Source organism: Paraburkholderia sp. J69-1 (assembly GCF_905220255.1).
Classification (GTDB): Bacteria; Pseudomonadota; Gammaproteobacteria; order Burkholderiales; family Burkholderiaceae; genus Paraburkholderia.
Window position 1 is genome coordinate 130,905 of the sequence record NZ_CAJMZG010000021.1, and the last position, 15,834, is coordinate 146,738.

Annotated in this window: 17 protein-coding genes; 9 read left to right on the forward strand and 8 right to left on the reverse strand. The window is 63.2% G+C overall.

Annotated elements, in window-relative coordinates:
* Nucleotides 1–78: 78 nt before the first annotated feature.
* Nucleotides 79–747: a GntR family transcriptional regulator gene (locus tag U5A67_RS31035; protein WP_321817390.1), complete on the forward strand. Its 669-nt coding sequence runs from the start codon at nt 79–81 to the stop codon at nt 745–747.
* Between the two features lie 35 nt (nt 748–782).
* Here U5A67_RS31035 and U5A67_RS31040 read toward each other — a convergent pair whose 3' ends face one another.
* From U5A67_RS31040 to U5A67_RS31075, 8 genes are all read right to left on the reverse strand, one after another.
* Nucleotides 783–1,970 carry a porin gene (locus U5A67_RS31040; RefSeq protein WP_321817345.1) on the reverse strand — a complete coding sequence of 396 codons (1,188 nt, stop codon included), beginning with the start codon at nt 1,968–1,970 and terminating at the stop codon, nt 783–785.
* Nucleotides 1,971–2,071: 101 nt separating this feature from the next.
* A complete protein-coding gene (locus U5A67_RS31045) occupies nt 2,072–2,629 on the reverse strand; it encodes a flavin reductase family protein (RefSeq protein ID WP_321817346.1) in 558 nt (185 codons plus the stop codon).
* Between the two features lie 59 nt (nt 2,630–2,688).
* On the reverse strand, nt 2,689–3,363 hold the full coding sequence (locus tag U5A67_RS31050) for a 4-carboxy-4-hydroxy-2-oxoadipate aldolase/oxaloacetate decarboxylase (RefSeq protein ID WP_321817347.1): 675 nt from the start codon (nt 3,361–3,363) through the stop codon (nt 2,689–2,691).
* The gene (locus U5A67_RS31055) at nt 3,360–4,037 is read right to left on the reverse strand and encodes an RraA family protein (protein WP_321817348.1); all 678 of its coding nucleotides are present in this window, start codon (nt 4,035–4,037) and stop codon (nt 3,360–3,362) included. The genes U5A67_RS31050 and U5A67_RS31055 overlap by 4 nt, the downstream gene beginning before the upstream one ends.
* A gap of 3 nt (nt 4,038–4,040) precedes the next feature.
* Complete coding sequence (locus tag U5A67_RS31060) at nt 4,041–4,703, reverse strand: RraA family protein (protein WP_321817349.1); 663 nt, start codon at nt 4,701–4,703, stop codon at nt 4,041–4,043.
* A gap of 16 nt (nt 4,704–4,719) precedes the next feature.
* Nucleotides 4,720–5,724, reverse strand: a complete 1,005-nt coding sequence (locus tag U5A67_RS31065; RefSeq protein ID WP_321817350.1) for a protocatechuate 3,4-dioxygenase — start codon at nt 5,722–5,724, stop codon at nt 4,720–4,722.
* A 24-nt stretch (nt 5,725–5,748) separates the two neighbouring features.
* On the reverse strand, nt 5,749–6,762 hold the full coding sequence (locus U5A67_RS31070; RefSeq protein ID WP_321817351.1) for an amidohydrolase family protein: 1,014 nt from the start codon (nt 6,760–6,762) through the stop codon (nt 5,749–5,751).
* Nucleotides 6,763–6,866: 104 nt separating this feature from the next.
* Complete coding sequence (locus U5A67_RS31075) at nt 6,867–7,829, reverse strand: PDR/VanB family oxidoreductase (protein WP_321817352.1); 963 nt, start codon at nt 7,827–7,829, stop codon at nt 6,867–6,869.
* Between the two features lie 284 nt (nt 7,830–8,113).
* On the opposite strand from U5A67_RS31075, the gene U5A67_RS31080 reads away from it, so the two are divergent.
* From U5A67_RS31080 to U5A67_RS31115, 8 genes are all read left to right on the forward strand, one after another.
* Nucleotides 8,114–9,253, forward strand: coding sequence for a glycosyl hydrolase (locus tag U5A67_RS31080; RefSeq protein WP_321817353.1), 1,140 nt, complete (start codon nt 8,114–8,116; stop codon nt 9,251–9,253).
* Between the two features lie 67 nt (nt 9,254–9,320).
* On the forward strand, nt 9,321–10,511 hold the full coding sequence (locus U5A67_RS31085; protein WP_321959777.1) for an acyl-CoA dehydrogenase family protein: 1,191 nt from the start codon (nt 9,321–9,323) through the stop codon (nt 10,509–10,511).
* 15 nt (nt 10,512–10,526) lie between these two features.
* Nucleotides 10,527–10,865, forward strand: a complete 339-nt coding sequence (locus tag U5A67_RS31090; protein ID WP_321817355.1) for a hypothetical protein — start codon at nt 10,527–10,529, stop codon at nt 10,863–10,865.
* Between the two features lie 66 nt (nt 10,866–10,931).
* On the forward strand, nt 10,932–12,185 hold the full coding sequence (locus tag U5A67_RS31095) for a Rieske 2Fe-2S domain-containing protein (RefSeq protein ID WP_321817356.1): 1,254 nt from the start codon (nt 10,932–10,934) through the stop codon (nt 12,183–12,185).
* A 17-nt stretch (nt 12,186–12,202) separates the two neighbouring features.
* A complete protein-coding gene (locus tag U5A67_RS31100; RefSeq protein ID WP_321817357.1) occupies nt 12,203–12,997 on the forward strand; it encodes an amidohydrolase family protein in 795 nt (264 codons plus the stop codon).
* A gap of 34 nt (nt 12,998–13,031) precedes the next feature.
* On the forward strand, nt 13,032–14,135 hold the full coding sequence (locus U5A67_RS31105; protein WP_321817358.1) for a zinc-dependent alcohol dehydrogenase: 1,104 nt from the start codon (nt 13,032–13,034) through the stop codon (nt 14,133–14,135).
* 54 nt (nt 14,136–14,189) lie between these two features.
* Nucleotides 14,190–15,038, forward strand: a complete 849-nt coding sequence (locus U5A67_RS31110; protein ID WP_321817359.1) for an amidohydrolase family protein — start codon at nt 14,190–14,192, stop codon at nt 15,036–15,038.
* Nucleotides 15,039–15,147: 109 nt separating this feature from the next.
* On the forward strand, nt 15,148–15,789 hold the full coding sequence (locus U5A67_RS31115; RefSeq protein WP_321817391.1) for a GntR family transcriptional regulator: 642 nt from the start codon (nt 15,148–15,150) through the stop codon (nt 15,787–15,789).
* Nucleotides 15,790–15,834 lie beyond the last annotated feature (45 nt).

Below are 15,834 nucleotides of genomic sequence, written 5' to 3' on the forward strand. Positions count from 1 at the left end.
CGGCGGTGCGCAAAGTCATTTCACTGCCCGGCAATCCAGATATAATTCTAGATTGTATAAAATTCAGGATTGGCGGGCATCGTGGCAAGTGCAGAGCTCAACGGGATCGACCTCCCGTCCCAGATCGCGGCGGAAACCCGCAAATTGATCAATCGCGGCACGTTGGCGCCGGGTCTCCAGCTGCGCCAATCGGATCTCGCGGATCGTTTCGGCATCAGCCGCGTACCCGTGCGCGAGGCACTCAAGCTGCTGGCGGCGGAGGGCATCATCGAGCACGACGCGAATCGCGGCTTCTTCGTCGCCCAGCTTTCCAGCGACGAGGCGCGCCAGCTTTACCGTATGCGCCATCTGCTGGAGGCAGAACTGCTGGCTACAGTCGTGTGGCCCACGCAGGCGCATCTCAAGCTGCTTGAGTCCATGGTGGAGGAGTTGAACCAGTTGCTCGCGGCCGGTGCTCGGGATGCCTGGATCGAGCGCCATCGCGCGTTTCATGACGCCATCTTCGATTTGTCGGAAAACAAGGTGCTCAAGCGGGAGGTGCTCAGGCTCATGCGCCTGACCGATCGCTACCGCTCGCTGGCGACCGATATCACGGCGCAGGGCGCGCACCTCGATGCGAGAATCGAAGAGCAACTGATCAAGGCGCTGGCCACGCAGAACCGGCAACTGCTGCTGGACGCGTATGACAAAGGCCGCAATATCGTGCTGACGGGCCTCATGGCGGTGTTGCAGGCACGCGGCGTTTAATGTGAATGAGGCGCGTTACCGCGCCTCGCTCATTATCAGAACCTCACCAGCATCCCGAGCGCCACCACCGACTGGATATTGCCCGACGCCACAGTGTTGCCGATTTCGGCTGCGTAAGCGCCATTGGTGCGCTGGAACACACCGGTCAGGTAGATCGAGGTCAGCTTCGACAGCGCATGGGTCAACTGCAACGCAGCCTGATTGACCGTCACGTTCTTCAGCTGGCTGTTGCCGTTGGAGTAGGTGTAGGCCGCGCCCAGATACCAGTCAAAGGTGAAGTCATAGCCAACACCTGTTGCCAGCGCGTAGATCCGCGCGCCGGTGTAGGTGTTGCGCGCCTGGCTGTACATCGCGCTCAGCTTGAAGTCCGAGATGCGGGTGCGCACACCGGCGAGCAGATTGGCAATACCGCCGTGACCGCCGTCTATTGCGCTGTAGTTCTGCTCGGTATACACGACAGCGGCATGCGTCTCGTGCGCGCGGTAGCTCAATACGGCGCTCTTGCCGGATGCGTTCGAAAAGTCGCCCGCCACGCCACCGAAGCTGTACATTGCACCGATCGAGAACCCTGCGTATTCGTCCGAGACGACCTTGACGGCATTGGACATGCGCGTGCCGCCCACGCGGTCCCAATTGATGGCGCCGAGTCCGGTCGGCACGCCATTGGTGATGATCGGTGCATAGGGGCCGCCTGTGATCGCCGCGCCGATCTGTCCCGGACCCTTGACGCCCAGCAGATCTGCGCCAAAGCTCCCGGTGCGAAAGTTCAACATGCCGCCCGCGATGCCGGTCGCGGGATCGATGCCGCCAATCAGAAAATAGTCGAAGCTGAAGTCGTTTTGTTGCCCCATGCGGATACTGCCCAGGCTGCTCTGACGCAAGCCGACCCACGCGGAATTTTCGAACAGCGCGCCGTGCGATTGCGGTGAAAGACTGCCGTTGCTCAGGCCGATCATCGAATCGAGGCTGAAGTTGGCACTGAGGCCGCCGCCGAGATCATCGGCACCGCGAAAAAAGATCTTGGTGGGAAAGATCGCCGAATCCTGCATCTGGACGAGCCGCGCACCGTTTGAATCCCGGTACGCGGTCACGCTCTCGTCCAGAAACCCGCCGATGGTGTACATCGCCTGCGCATGCGCGGCGCCTGCGTAGCCGACAAGCGCGCCGGCCACGAGCATGGTGTGTGAAAGCCGATAGTGCCTCCTGCTGTCTTGCCGAAACATGGTGTCTCCTCACTTTGTCTTTGACTTCGTCTATCGCGATGTTGTGTGACGGGAAAACGTGTGTCGATGTATCGGTGCGTCAATGGCTTCGTGTCGAACAATCAGCTTTGGCGGACTTCCTCCGGGTCCCAACTGGAAATCCAGAGCAGATCGGCCACCGGCACGGTTTGCGCAGATGCGAACGAGCCATAGGCGCCACGCGCATAAAGCAGAGGCGTGTCATCTGTCGGCGTGATCTGAACGGCGTGAATCGCGCCGAATAGCACCAGATGCGTGCCGGCTTCGATCGCTCGCTCCACGCGGCAGTCGAAGCTGGCGAGGGCGTGGTCGAGCACCGGCGCGCCCGTGTCGAGCGTGATCCAGCGGCCTTCAGCGAATTTTTCGTCGGGTGCGAGTGGGCTGGCGAATCGATTGGCGAGCGCCATGCCGGCCTTGCCAAGCACGTTGACCGCGAAATGCCCCGCGTCACGAATCGCGCTGGACGACGCGCTGCTGCGGTTCACGCAGACCAGCAAGGTCGGCGGCTCCGCGCTGACCGAACAAACAGCGGTCGCGGTCAGACCGCTGCGCTGGCCATCGGCCGAGCAGGTGGTGACAAGGCAGACATGTCCCGTCAGACAGCGCATGGCGGCCTTGAATTCTGTGATGTCGATGGTCATGGTCGGCTCCGGCCTCAGCCGGCGCAGTGCGCCTGCTGAGGCCTCGTTGCGGTGGGATGTCATTGCCAGCCAAAGATGCCGAGCGTCGTTTCGCCCGCTTTCAGTCGGCGCAACTGATCGGCTTCCGCGGCCTCGCGTGCGTGGCCCGCGTCGATCGCCAGCGCGGCCTGCTGGCGCGCGACGCACACCACGCCGTCCTCATCGCCCACGATCAGATCGCCGGCATGCACGGTGGTGTTGCCCACGCGCGTCGGCGCGTTGATCCAGCCGCGTGCGCCGAAGTCCTTGCCCGTGCCCTGGATCGCCAGACCTCGCGCGAAAACGGGAAAGCCGATCTGTTCGAGCAGCACGCGGTCGCGTACACAGCCGTCGATCACCAGCCCGCCGAGCTTGCGCACCTGGCTCGCGGTGGACATCACTTCGCCCCAATAGCCGTACTCGTAGGCATCGCCGACCGAAACGACCAGCACGTCGCCCGGTTGCGCGGTGTAGATGGCGCGGTGCAGCCAGAGGTTGTCGCCGCCCGGTGCGTGAACCGTGACCGCCGCGCCGCAGACCTTGAATCCCGGCGCAACCGGTTTGATCGCTGCGGGCAGGGCGCCGCGCTTGCCTGCGGCTTCGTGAAGCGTGGCGCTGGGCAGCGCGCGGGCGGATTCGACGAGCGAGGCGCTGACGCGATCGATATCGAGCTGGGTCGTCCCGGCCGGGTCGAGGCGCTGATTGTCTGGGCTCATGCTGCCTCCCCGTGCTTGCGCGTTTGCAACTGGTGATATTTGTGCTGGCGGCGCGCTTCATCGAGACGCATCCCGGATGCCACGGCCGCGCGGATCGCATTTTCGGCCGCGTCGATTTCCTCGGCGACGGCGAGAATGCGTTCCTCGTGTTCCTGAGCGATGGCCACGAGGCCATCGGCGTCGCCGCACAGCAGGTCGCCCGGCGCCACACGCACGTCGCCGATATTGACGGGCACGTTCACGCCTTCCACCTGCACGCGGTCCTTGCCGGTGCGCATCCAGTGATCGCGCGAATACACCGGATAGCCGAGCGACAGGCACAGATGTACATCGCGATTGATACCGTCGATCACCGTGCCGGCGACGCCACGACGATGCGCAATCTCGGTCATGATGTCGCCCCAGACCGTGGCGTCGGCGCGTCCGCCGTTATCGAGCACGACCACGGCGCCGGGCGGCACATCGTCGATGAAGTCGCCCACGGTGCCAGGCGGCGTGGCCGCCGGGCCGTATAGCACCGTGAATGCGCGCCCCGTCATCCTGAATGCGCTGTCGCGTGGTTTGATCAGACGGCACTGCCCGTTGACGCCGAGGCGGTCCATCGCATCGCTGAGCGTCGCGGTGTCGAGCCGCGCGGCGCGCGCAACGTTGTTGTCCTGCTTGAGCGTTTCCATGGTTCAGTCCTTGAGCATGAATTCGTAGTTGCCGCCCATCACCTGGCTGATGGGCGTGTGCGCAAGCACGGCTTTGGCCATGCGGGCTTCGCGCGAAACGATGGCTTCGGCGCTGTCCAGCACGCGTTCGATGTCAGTCGCGCGGATAAAAATCACGGCGCTGCGGTCGGCCACGACGTAATCGCCCGCATGCAGCGTCACGCCGAAGACCTCGATCGGCACGTTGGTCGCCTTCTCGACGATGCGCCCGCGTGCGGTGCGCGCCGTAAAGGTGTTGGCGAAAACCGCGAACTGCATCTCGCGGGCTTCGTCGATGTCGCGCACGGGACCATCCGCGATTACGCCCGCGATGCCCTGGACCTTCGCGCCGAGCGACAACAGGCCGCCCCAACTGCCCGCTTCGATGCCAGTACGCTGCTCGACGACGATCACGTCGTCCGGGCCCCCGAGTTCGATGGCTGTCGTGCCGAGGTGGCGCGGCTCGCCGGGCGCGGGCGCGCCGGTGCCCAGCTTGACCGTGATGACGCGGCCTGCCAGCCGCCCATTGCCCGCGGCTTGTTGCACGCCGCTGACCACGCCGCCCAGCTCGAGTTTGTCGAGTGCATCGGAAACGGCGCAGGAGTCGAGCCTGCGCAAGCGCCGCACGTATTCGTTTGTCTGTGTCATAAACCGGTTTCCTCGATCAGCAAGGTTGTTGCGGGCGCCAGCATGCAAAGCCCATGGCGTTGCCGGTGCCCGCTTCGGTGCGGTAGCAGGGGATGTAGTCGATCAGTTCCATGTCGAAGCCGAGTTCGTCCATCGCTCCCGCCACCGGAATCCAGTTCTTGATCTCCGACGTGCCGGCCTGGAAAATCGCTTCGCCCAGCGCTTCGACGGACGCAGGATCGTGCGCTTTCATGGCGGCGAGAATCGCGTGATCCACGCGTTCATCGATCACGAAATGCGTGAGTCCGCCGGAGGCGATCAAGGCGACGCGCAGGTCGCTGTCCCACGATGCGATGGCGCGTCCGAGCGCGCGCCCGAATTCGTAGCAGCGACCGATGGTCGGCTGATTCGGCGGATAAAAGGTGTTCACCAGCACCGGCACGGTGGGCACGACGCGGTCTTTCATCAACTGGCGAAACACGAAACCAAACGCGTGTGGCGTTTCGGTTTCGGAAAGCCGCTTGAGCGCTGCCACGTCAAAGCGTTCAGCGATGGCCGTTTCAATGATGTGGCGCGCAAGCGCCGGCACGCCGCTATAGCTGGCGGTCTGCGGCATATAACCGGGCATGGCGTGCGCAACGCCTTGCGGCAACGCAGCGATCTTCTGCTCGCTGATCATGTTGTTGACGATGGTTTCGCCCCACATGACGCTGAACGACGGCACGCAGGTATCGTCGAAGATCTCCATCTGATCGTTGCCGACGATCACCACCACATCCGGGCGCGCGTCGTCGAGAATCTGCGACATGCGCCCGATTGCGGCCTGACACGCGGCATGTCGTGCGCGCCAGACCTCCGGCGTAATCTGTGCGTGCAGATTCTCTGTGCGCCGATGCTCGACGAGTTCGTCGAAACGCCACTGGCGGCCTTCGAAATGATGCGTGCTGCGCCGGTCGTCGGGCACGCGCGAATCCCATGTGTGGGGCGGTGTGACGAGCATGGGGCCGTGCGACGTGCCCATGCCCAGAACGATCTTCGCCATCGATAAGCTCCGGTGAACGACGGCTCAGCGATACGCCGAGAGGTCGAGGTTGAACAGATCGCGGGCATTGCCGAAGAAAATCGCGTCCTTGTCTTCGGGCGAAAGCCAATCGAAGCCTTGAATAAAGGGCTTGATATCGTCGAACGTCTTACCCGTGGCCGGATTCACCACTGAACCGACGCCTGGGCATTCCGCGCCGAACAGGCAGCGGTCGGCGCCTACCGTCCTGATCAGCAGGCGCAATGATTCTTCGGAATACAAAACAGTGTCGTAATAAAGATTTCGCATGCCGGCGAGAAAGTCGCGTCCCGCTCGCATTGCACCCGACTGAAAGCGGCCGATCTGATAGGGAATAGAGCCGCCGCCGTGCGACACGAGAATCTTCAGCTTGGGGAAATCCTTGAAGACGTCGGAATTCACCAGACCGAATACGGCGATGGTTTCTTCGTTGATGAAATGCACTGTGTACGGCGAGCGCGCCGAATGCGATCCCGTTGCATGAATGTGGGCGGGCACATCCAGTTCGCAGAGCTTTTCGTAAAGCGGATACCAATAGCGGTCGCCCAGCGGCGGTGCTTCGCTGCCGCTGTTCTCATAGGGATCGGGGTTCAGCAGCACGCCACGAAAACCGAGTTCTTTTACACAGCGCGTCAGTTCCGGCAGGACGTCTTCGATCGGCTCGCCTGCGACCTGCGGCAAACCGCCTATGCCGATAAAGCGTTTGGGCAGCAGCTTCACGGTGCGCGCAATGATGTTGTTGGTTTCTTCCGTGAACCAGTGCACGAGCTTGCCGGGCTTCTGGCTGTGCATCATCTGGAACGGGCGCGGCGAGAGCAATTGCACGGTGGTGCCAACGCGGTCGAGCATGTCGATATGTCCCGCCGGGCCCATCTCCTTGCGGTTCGCGTAGTGCAGGATTTCCTCATCGCTGACTTCCGGCATGCGGCGGCCGTGTTCCCCGCGGTGCGAAAGAATGTGTGCTTTGTAGACCCACAACTCGGCTGGCGGGCTGACGTGGCCGTGGCAATCGATGATCATCAGTGTCTCCTTGTGAATGTTGGGAATGAGCGTGCGCGGCCTTCGCACCGTGGCAACGGGCCGCGAAAACGCAAGGGTTGAAGCAGGGCGCTTTTGCCGTGGCGTTACAGATCGAGGACCAGCCGGTCGCCTTTGCAGCCAGAGCAACAGATGATCATGGTGTTATTGGCGACCTTTTCCGGCTCGGACAAAATCGCGTCGCGGTGATCGGGTTGCCCTTCCAGCACACGTGTTTCGCAGGCGCCGCATACGCCTTCCTCGCAGGAATACGCGACATCGATGCCCGCTTCGCGCAGCACGTTGAGGATGGTCTTGCCGCCGGGAACCGCGAAGGACTTGCCGCTGCGGCGCAACTCGACCGTATAGCCGCCCTCCAGCGCTGCTTCCTGCTTCGCCGTGAAATATTCGACGTGGACCTGCGCGCGCGGCAATGACCCGCTGGCCGCTTCGAAGGCCGCGAGCATGGGGCCGGGGCCGCAGCAGTAGAAGTGCGTGCCGGGCGGCTGCCGGTTCACGAGCGCCGCGATATCGAGCACACCGCCCGCTTCGGCGTCGATATGCAGATGCATGTCGGCGAATCCGGTCAGCTCTTCGACAAAGGCGGCATCCACACGCTCGCGGCACGAGTAGTAGAGCGACATCGGACGCTCAAGCGCCTTCAGGCGGCGTGCCATGCAAAGAATCGGCGTAATCCCGATGCCGCCGCCGATCAGCACTGTATGGGCGGCGTTTTCGTCGAGCGGAAAATTGTTGCGGGGCGCTTCGATTTGTACGAGATCGCCGGGGCGCAACTGTTCATGCATGTATTGCGAGCCGCCGCGGCTCTTGGCATCGCGTTTGACGCCCACCTGGTAAAAGCGCGGATCGGTACTGCCGTCGAGCAGCGAATATTGCCGCACGAGGCCATTGGGTAGATGCAGGCCGATATGCGCGCCGGGCGCGCCGGACGGCAGCGGGGCGCCGTCCGGGCGCTCGAAGGCATACGCCAGGGTGTCACGCGCCAGATAGTGAATCGACGCAAGACGCAGCGTCATCAGATCGTCGGCACGGGCTTGAGGCTCGTTCATGGCTGTCTCCGTTTCCAGTTGTCCATTTCGATCGTCTGGCGCCGCGGAATCCAGTAACGTCGGCTAACGCACGCCATCTCGATCTCTCCAGCGCTCAAAACCGTCAGCCGGTTGTTGTCGCGGTGAGTTTGTTGACTTGAAATTCTTTTTTGCATATTATTTCGACTAACAAGAAAAAAGTCAAAGAATCCAGGCGAGGGAAATCCCGAGGATTCCGTGATGAGTCAATCGCGTTGGGACGGGCATTGAGCTTCGTCGAGGCGCATCCATAGGAGGAGAAAGAATTGATCGCAATCCTGTCTTGTAACGGCGGCACGGTGACTCACGGCGAAGGCCCGGCCACAACGCTGCTGGTTGCGACCTTGCGGGGCATGCAGGTGTTCGGGCGCAGCGGTGAAGCCGACACCTGGCGCTTGACGCGCTCGGCGCTGGAACATCTGCATGTGAGCGCGTTGCTCTACGAGCCGGAGTCGAAGTTGTTGTTTGCCGGTGCACATGGCAACGGCGGCCTCTGGGTGAGCGAGGATCTGGGCGTGAACTGGAAACCGTGCTTTGAAGGCATCAAGAGCGCGCATATCTATACGCTGGCGGCGCAGCCGCGTGCGCAAGGCGTGGTGCTCTATGCGGGTACGGAGCCTTCCGCGCTTTATCGCAGCGACGATCTTGGCAAGCGATGGACTGAGGTGAGCGCGATGCTCGAAGTGCCAGGTCAGGAGCGATGGGAGTTTCCGCCCCCGCCGCACATTGCGCACGTCAAGAACGTGGCGTTTCATCCCGATGAGCCGCAAACGCTCTATGTCTGTATCGAACAGGGCGCGTTGCTCAAGACCGTAGACGACGGACGCACATGGGCCGAGCCGCGCAGCTACGAATCCGAGCAGGACAAGTTCTATCACGACAACCATCGCGTGCTGATCCGCCGCTCGAACCCCGCGCAGCTTTTCATGTGCGGCGGCGAAGGACTGCACTACAGCGCGGATGCGGGCGAAAGCTGGACGCACCTGATGACCCGCGCCGATGCGATCGGTTACCCCGACGCGATGTTCATCGATCCGCGTGACGAGAACGTGCTGTATCTGGGCGGTCCGGGCAACGCGCCGCGCGAGTGGGCCGCGCGCCGCAGCGCCGACGCGAAGGTGCTGCGCAGCACGGATGGCGGCGTGACCTGGCAACCCATCCGCAACGGTCTGCCTGAGGAGATCGTCGGCAATATCGAAGGCATGGGCCTCTATCACTGGGACGACCGGATCATGCTGATCGCAGGCACGGCGACCGGCGAAGTCTATGCGAGCGAAGACGATGGCGCGAACTGGTACACCGTCGCGACCGGGTTGCCGCCGATCTCGAAGGGCGGCCACTATCGCTGGTTTCTGGACATAGCCGCGCGCGAAAAGGTTGAAGACAAGATGCGCGCGGGCGCCTGATTTATCACTGAGGAGACACATTGTGAACACATCCCCTGCGAATTCAATTGATCAGGAGTCCAATACGTTGCCGCGACTCGATAATCATGAGGATGCCATTGCTTGCGCACGCGCTCTGCACGAACGCATCCGGTCGCGCGCGGCACGCACGGAAGCCGACCGCATCGTGCCAGCCGAGACCATCGCCGAATTGCGCGAATCCGGCCTCTTCAATGTCGTCACGCCCAAACGTTTCGGCGGCTCGGAACTAGGCTTCGCAACCCTCGTAGAAGTGACCGCGGAAATCGCCTCAGCGTGCGGTTCCACGGGCTGGGTCTACGGCGTGCTTGCAGGCCATAGCTGGATGCTCAATCTCTTTCCGCTCGAAGCCCAGCGTGATGTTCTGGGCGATATGGGCGACGCCCGCACCCTGACGGCAACAGTGTTTCGCCTTGGCGGCACGGTCACGGAAGTGGAGGGCGGCTACCGTCTTGTCAACGGCGATGGTCGCTTCTGCTCGGGCATCGATCACGCGCAGTGGGTGATCGTCGGCAGCGCGGTGCAGCGCGAGAACGCGCCGCCCGAGCCGCGCTTTTTCGTGGTGCCGCGCGCGGATATCGAGATCGTCGACGACTGGCACACCGCTGGTATGCGCGGGACAGGTAGCCGTTCGATCCGCATCGCCGAAGCGTTTATTCCCGCGCATCGCTCGGTGTCGGTCAAAGAAATGATGTCGGGTCAGGAGGCAACGGCGGGGTCGGTCAGGGCGCCGATCTATCGCATGCCGTTCCAGAACGTGACGCCCTTTTCGTTGATCGGCGCGCCGCTTGGCATGGCGCGCGCGGCGATCCGTTCGTTTTCGGAAGGGTTGGCGCCGCGCCTCAAATCGTTCGATAGCGAGCAGATGGCGGAGCAGTCGGCCACGATGGCGCGGCTCGCCTTGGCCGTTGCCGAAGTCGATGCGGCCTTTGCGCTGGTGCGTGAGGATGCACGCCGTGTCGACACGGCGGACGACCCGAAAGCCATCTCCGCACTCGAATGGGCACGCGTGCCGCGCGACTGGGCCTACGCGGCGCAAACGGCGCGCAAGGCCGTCAACAGTCTGTTCGAGGCGGCGGGCGGCACGGGCATCTACAACAAGTCCGAACTGCAGCGCGTCTGGCGCGACACGAATTCGGCGGCGCAGCACTTCGCCTTTACGTGGGATAGCGCGATGACGAATTACGGCCGCGTCGCGCTCGATCTGCCGCCGTCGAAATTTGGCCCGAAGGGCCGCTAGAAACGGAGCATCGTCATGACGCTTCAAGACCTCAATACCGGTGCCGCGCGCTACGTCGACGATCTTACCTCCATCGACAACTACACGGTTGCGACGTTGCGCGAACTGGCCGAACGCATCGGCGCTTCGAAGGAGATCGAACACATGATCTACCGCGAGTCCGAACTCGATGAAGTCTGGCGGTTGCTGGACGCCGACGTCGCGGCGGCCGCGCGCACGGGCCTGGTCGACGCGCAATTGCAGCGTCTGCTGAGGCTGCGCGAACTCGTGATCGAAGCCCACGATCTGGTGGGTAACGACGCCAACACCGTGGCCGCCTGCGAGCGGCTGAACCACGCCATCGCGCTGATTTGACCGCGCCGGCCGGACCACCGGCAGGCATCCCCCATATTCCCCATTCAATGCAGGCAAGGAGACACCATGCTTTCTCGCGAAGACAACACGATTCTCACGCAGGTCGGCCGTGGCACGCCCACAGGCGATCTGATCCGCCGATTCTGGATTCCGGCGCTGCTCGCCTCAGAAATCAGTGAACCCGGCGGCAAACCGGTGCGGTTGCGCCTGCTGGGCGAAGATCTGGTCGCGTTTCGCGATACCGACGGCAAGGTCGGTCTGCTCGACGAACAGTGTCCGCATCGCCGCGCCTCGCTCGCGCTGGGCGACAATTCTGAGGGTGGCCTGCGCTGCCTGTATCACGGCTGGAAGTTCGCCACCGATGGCACCTGTCTCGATACGCCGACCGAACCGGCGGGATCGGCGTTCTGCTCGCGGATTCGCGCACTGGCTTATCCAACGCGCGAAGTCGCGGGCGTGATCTGGACGTATATGGGCGACGCAGCGCATACGCCCGCATTCCCGGAATTCGAATTTCTCGCTTATCCGGCTCAGAACGTCGTGCCGTTCAAAGTGCTCGAAGACTGCAATTACGCGCAGGCGGTGGAAGGCACGATCGATTCGGCGCACGCGGGCGTGCTGCATCGCGAGCAACCGTGGAGTGCGCCTGCGAAGTACGACCACGAACGCGATCTGCAACCGAAGATCGAAGTCGAATACACGAAATATGGCTTGCGCTACGCCGGCGTGCGTAATTTCCGCGAAGAAGGAAAACTGCACGCACGCGTGACGGAAGTGGTGTTGCCATTTTTCACTTTAATTCCACCCGATGGTTTCGGTGTGCGAAAGAATAGGCGTATGGCCAATGCCTTCGTGCCGCGTGACGACGAATCGACCTGGCATATCCAGTGGTTCTTCGACGAAACGCAGCCGGTCGACGTGGCTTACCGAATCGAAGAGGGCGGTCATTGGGTCGATGAAAACTTCCGCAAGAAGCTCAATATCGACAACTGGTACGAGCAGGACCGCGAGGCGATGAAGACCGCGTCGATGTCGGGCATCAAGGGCATTCTCACCCAGGATCACGCGGTCAGCGAAACGCAGGGCCGCATCCTCGATCGCACCAAGGAGCATCTGGGCACCTCCGACGTGGCCGTGGTCGCGTGGCGGCGTCAGATGATCCGCACGGCGCGGGCGCTTGCAGAGCGCAACGAGGTTCCGCTCGTGCTGAGCGCGCCGATCCCCTGGCAGCAGATTCGCGCGGCCACCGTGATCTTCTCCAACGAGCGCACCTGGAAGCAGGAAGTGCCGCTCAATCCCGATGTAGCGCTGACGGCGTGATGCGCCCGGAGGCGGCGATGATCGTCGATAGCCATGCGCATGTCTCGCCGTGCTGGTACGAGCCCGTTGAGACGCTGCTGCATCAGATGGACCGGCATGGCGTCGAAACCGCCGTGCTCACCCAGATGATCGGGCAGGTCGACAACGGCTATCAGCAAGACTGCGTTTCGCGTTACGGCGAGCGATTCCTGAGTGTCGTATGGGTCGATGCGCAGGCGCCGGAGGTGGGCACAACTGTCGAGCGTCTGGCGCACGCGGGCGCGGCCGGGGTGCGTCTGCGCCCCGGTGCGTGCCTGCCCGACGGTACGCTGCCTGATGTATGGCGCGCGGCGCAGCGATGCGGCTTGCCGGTGAGCTGCGTGGGATCGGCGCAGGCGTTTGCCGCCCCCGCGTTTGCCAGGCTGCTTGCCGCGTTGCCGGAAATCACGGTCGTGCTCGAACACCTTGGCGGATCGAGTGCGCCCGTCGATACCGACGAAGCGTTAGCGCTGCGGCAAGCCGTGTTCAGCCTCGCGCGTTTGCCGAACGTCATGCTGAAGTTGCCCGGCATGGGCGAACTCATGCCGCGCTCTCCCACGGCACTGCGCGATGGCGAGCCGTTCGGCGGGCGCAGCCATCCGCTGGTGGAGCTGGCGCTAGTGGCATTCGGCGCGCGACGCCTGATGTGGGGCAGCGATTTCCCCGTGGTGAGTGCACGCGAGGGCTACGGCAATGCGCTGAAGTTCGCTATGCAGAGTCTGGCTGGGCAGTCGGCGCAGGCGCTGGACGACATTTTCTGTCGCAACGCGCTGCGGGTATTTCGTGCGCGCTGAAGGTGGCGAGAACAATCTGGACTGGAGACAAACGATGTCAAAGAAAGTGTGGGCGGCGGTCAAGACTGCTGCGGAAACAACCGAACTGCGCCAGTTCGATTATCCCGAGCTGAAGTCCGATACGGGCATCCTGCGCGTGGAAGCGAGCGGCGTGGGCGGCAGCGACCCGGAGGTCTACCGCAAGCCCGATCACGCGCCGCTGATCATGGGCCATGAGAACGTCGGCACGCTGGAAGCCGTCGGGCCGGTCGCGGCGCGGCGATGGGGCGTGAAGGCTGGCGATCGCGTGGCGCTGCACGAATATCTGCCGTGCTGGCACTGCGAGTGGTGCATGAAGGGCGATTTCCGTCTGTGCATGGAAGTCGACTTTTTCAACGTCAAGGATCGTCTGAATACGCTGCGCTTCGGCATGTCCACCTGCGAGATCGCACCGCATCTGTGGGGTGGTTACGCGCAGTACATGCATTTGCCGCTCAATACCGTCATGCATCGTATTCCTGACGATATGCCGGCGACGCACGCCACGCTCGCCGTGCCATTCGGCAATGGCGTGCAATGGGCCTGCAATGATGGCGGCGCGGGGCCGGGCAAAACCGTGCTGGTATTCGGGCCGGGCCAGCAGGGTCTGGGTTGCGTGCTTGCCGCGAAGGCGGCCGGCTCGCTCACGGTCATCCTCGCCGGCATGACACGCGATCGAAGCCGCCTCGATCTGTCGCTGCGCATGGGCGCGGATCATGCCATCGACGTGCAGGACCAGAATCTCGAAGCCGAGGTCATGCGCGTGACGAACGGGCGGGGCGTCGACGTGGTGGTCGATACCACGGGCGACCCCGATGGCTCGGTGGCCACGCAGGCCATCGCGCTCGCCGCCAAGGGCGCGTGGCTGAGCCTGAATGGCCTGCATCAGCAGGTGCCGATCGGTGAAATTAAGAAGCGCTATCTAACCGTGCGCGCCCCGCGCGGGCGCAGCTACGCCGCCGTCGAGCTTGCTTTGCGCTATATCGCGTCGGGCCGTTATCCGCTCGACGAGGTGTGCTCGCACACGTTCGGACTGGCGCAGACCCACGAGGCGATTCTCGCGACGGCCGGGCGAGGCGTCGAAGGCGCAATCCATGTGTGCGTAGACCCGTGGCGCTAAGCCCGCGCGCCGGCCGTAACACGCAACCCGAACACAACATGCCATGGAGACACCATGATTGACAGTCATGCCCATCTGATTTCCGCCGATGTGGGCCGATATCCGCCGTCGCCATTGAGCGGTACGCTCGAAGACGGTGCGCTGGACAACCCGGTCACTGCCGAGCGGCTGATTGCGCTGCTCGACGCCAATGGCGTCGAGCGCGCGCTGGCCGTGCAACGTGCCCATATTTATGGATTTCACAACGATTACGTCTGCGATGCGGCCGCGGCGTATCCCGAACGTCTGCGCGCGCTGTGCATGGTCGATGCCCTTGCGGATGACATCGGCGAAACAGTGCGTTACTGGGTGCGCGAACGCGGCTCGGTGGGAATCCGGCTGACCGAGCCGCACAAAGGCGCGGATCCGGGCTGGTTCTCGTCGAAAGCGGCGTTGCGCGCGTGGGAAACCGTCGCGGAACTCGGCGGCTCCGTGCGCCTGCACTTCTACCGCTGGAATCGCGAGGCCGCCTTGCGCGCGCTGCTGCCCGTGCTCAAGTCCTTCCCCGATACGCCCGTCGTGCTCGATCACTTCTCCAATATCGTGGGCGAGTCGGGCGCGCCCCACCACGGCGTGGACGAAGCGCTGCTCGCACTCGATGACCAGCCGAACGTTTATCTGCTGTATTCGATGATCAACCTGGGCAAGCTTGCCGCGCTGGATCTGCCCGCCGCGCCCGTGGTGGCCCGAGTCGTGAGCGCTTTCGGCGCGCAGCGGGTCATGTGGGGCTCCGACGTGGCGCAGTCCAAAGGCAACTACAGCGATATGGTCGAGCTCGCGCGGGCATCCGTGGGCCTGTTGTCGGAAGCGCAGCAGCAACAGGTGCTGCATGGCACGGCAAACGCTGTGTACTGGGAGCGCTGAATTGCTGCGCGGCGCACGCATTGAAGCGCTTCAGGTCGCGAGGTCTGGCGCCAGCGCACCGCCAGACGACGAGCCGCTCGCCGACGGCCCCGTTCAGCCAGCTCGAAGGGTGCCCGATCTGCCGTCACAGATTGCGGCTGGCATTCGCGAAATGATCAACGATGGTGTGATCGCGCCCGGCGCGTCGCTGCCGCAACTCCAGCTAGCGGAACGTTTCCGTGTAAGCCGTGCGCCGGTTCGCGAAGCCCTGAAGCTGCTGGTGGCCGAAGCGGCCGTGGAGCACGATCCGAATCGCGGGTTCCAGGTCGCATTGCTCTCGAGTGTCGAGGCGCGGCAGATTTATCTGATCCGAAGAATTCTGGAATCTGAATTATTACGAACGGTGCGCTGGCCTACGCGGGCTGAACTGCGGATTCTGCAAGACGATCTGGCGATTCTGGATTGTGGACTGGCCGTGGCGGCACGCGCCGACTGGCTGCGCGTGCATGGCCGGTTTCACGCGTTCGTCTTTGGACTTTCACCTGAACACGTGATCGCGCGGGAGGCCATGCGACTGATGCGCCAGACCGATCGCTACCGCGCGCTTGCACCCGCGGCTTCGTGGGGCGCCGGGTTTCCCGCTACGCCTGAACACCATCTTGTCGAAGCGCTCGCGAAACAGGATCGCGATGCCTTACTGGCGGTCTTTCTTGCGGATCGCGCTGAAGTCGAACGCCATCTGCTCGCTTCGCTCGAAGCACGAGGTCTCTGAACTTCATCGTTTTTTGCGGGTATACCCCCCGACGCACATCCTTGT

Excerpts from the sequence above, each read along its gene's own strand:
- U5A67_RS31090 (WP_321817355.1), top strand. The coding sequence starts at position 10,527 with ATGACGCTTCAAGACCTCAATACCGGTGCCGCGCGCTACGTCGACGAT.
- U5A67_RS31070 (WP_321817351.1), bottom strand. The coding sequence starts at position 6,762 with ATGATCATCGATTGCCACGGCCACGTCAGCCCGCCAGCCGAGTTGTGG.
- U5A67_RS31095 (WP_321817356.1), top strand. The coding sequence starts at position 10,932 with ATGCTTTCTCGCGAAGACAACACGATTCTCACGCAGGTCGGCCGTGGC.
- U5A67_RS31060 (WP_321817349.1), bottom strand. The coding sequence starts at position 4,703 with ATGACACAGACAAACGAATACGTGCGGCGCTTGCGCAGGCTCGACTCC.
- U5A67_RS31100 (WP_321817357.1), top strand. The coding sequence starts at position 12,203 with ATGATCGTCGATAGCCATGCGCATGTCTCGCCGTGCTGGTACGAGCCC.
- U5A67_RS31065 (WP_321817350.1), bottom strand. The coding sequence starts at position 5,724 with ATGGCGAAGATCGTTCTGGGCATGGGCACGTCGCACGGCCCCATGCTC.
- U5A67_RS31110 (WP_321817359.1), top strand. The coding sequence starts at position 14,190 with ATGATTGACAGTCATGCCCATCTGATTTCCGCCGATGTGGGCCGATAT.
- U5A67_RS31040 (WP_321817345.1), bottom strand. The coding sequence starts at position 1,970 with ATGTTTCGGCAAGACAGCAGGAGGCACTATCGGCTTTCACACACCATG.
- U5A67_RS31105 (WP_321817358.1), top strand. The coding sequence starts at position 13,032 with ATGTCAAAGAAAGTGTGGGCGGCGGTCAAGACTGCTGCGGAAACAACC.
- U5A67_RS31075 (WP_321817352.1), bottom strand. The coding sequence starts at position 7,829 with ATGAACGAGCCTCAAGCCCGTGCCGACGATCTGATGACGCTGCGTCTT.
- U5A67_RS31050 (WP_321817347.1), bottom strand. The coding sequence starts at position 3,363 with ATGAGCCCAGACAATCAGCGCCTCGACCCGGCCGGGACGACCCAGCTC.
- U5A67_RS31045 (WP_321817346.1), bottom strand. The coding sequence starts at position 2,629 with ATGACCATCGACATCACAGAATTCAAGGCCGCCATGCGCTGTCTGACG.
- U5A67_RS31055 (WP_321817348.1), bottom strand. The coding sequence starts at position 4,037 with ATGGAAACGCTCAAGCAGGACAACAACGTTGCGCGCGCCGCGCGGCTC.